Source organism: Lacrimispora sp. 38-1 (assembly GCF_049890855.1).
Lineage (GTDB): Bacteria > Bacillota > Clostridia > Lachnospirales > Lachnospiraceae > Lacrimispora.
Map to the genome: position 1 here is coordinate 1 of NZ_JBANEW010000101.1, position 873 is coordinate 873.

At 65.4% G+C, this 873-nt stretch carries 1 pseudogene; it reads right to left on the reverse strand.

Going from position 1 to position 873, the window contains the following annotated elements:
- Positions 1-755, reverse strand: a pseudogene (locus V7D18_RS27495) (hypothetical protein); the annotation flags it as partial.
- Positions 756-873: the final 118 nt, after the last annotated feature.

Here is an 873-nt window from a genome sequence, read left to right on the forward strand (position 1 = left end):
TCGACGACCACTTCCAACGCCCCGGGATCACCAACCTCAATAATCGGTTCGCCGGCCTGAATCACACCCTCGCTTTCGCGCACCACCGACAACACCGCGCCATTGACCGGCGAACGCACCGCCACCCGCTCGATCTTGCCCTGACCGTTGCCCCGGGCGGCAGACACTTCAAGACGGGTGCGGGCCGCCGCGAGCTCATGTGCCATCACCTCCTCATCGAATCGAGCGGAACGCAGAAAGGCTTGCGCCCGATCCGCAGTGGCGCGCGCCTGCTCCAGCTTCTCGTCGGAAACGAACCGGCCCTCGCTCCGTTGCCGGAGCGATTGCAGACGGTCCAGTTCCTGTTGGGCAAATCGGGCGTCGGCCCGGGCGGCAGCCACTTTCTGGCGGGCCGAGTTGAGTGCCGAACGGGCGGACGCCACTTTCGCTTCCGCCTCGGCACGCGCTCGCGCGTCTAAAATGGCCGAGGGCATGGGATCGACTTCGGTCAGCAGCTCGCCAGGAATGACGGCATCGCCGACTTCCAGCACCACACGATGGAGGTAACCGGATACCGGCGCGGAGACCAGATACCGGTCCTTGACCCGGGTCCTGCCCTCCTCGGTAATCGTCACCTCCATGGCACCGCGCTCCGCGGTCGCCAGATCCACCCATACCGGCTCCGGGCGTAGCGACAGAAACACAACACCGGCTGCAAGCACCGCACACAAGCCCCAGAAAACCCATTTGCCTGATATCCGCATCCTGCCCTTCACTTACTCCGCCTCCCGTTATGGCCCCGCGTCGGGCCTGCCGCCTATTCCCGAGTTTTCAGTACCGCGACCAGATCCAGGTTCCGCAGCCGCCGCCAGGCCATCGCGCCGGACAGCAACG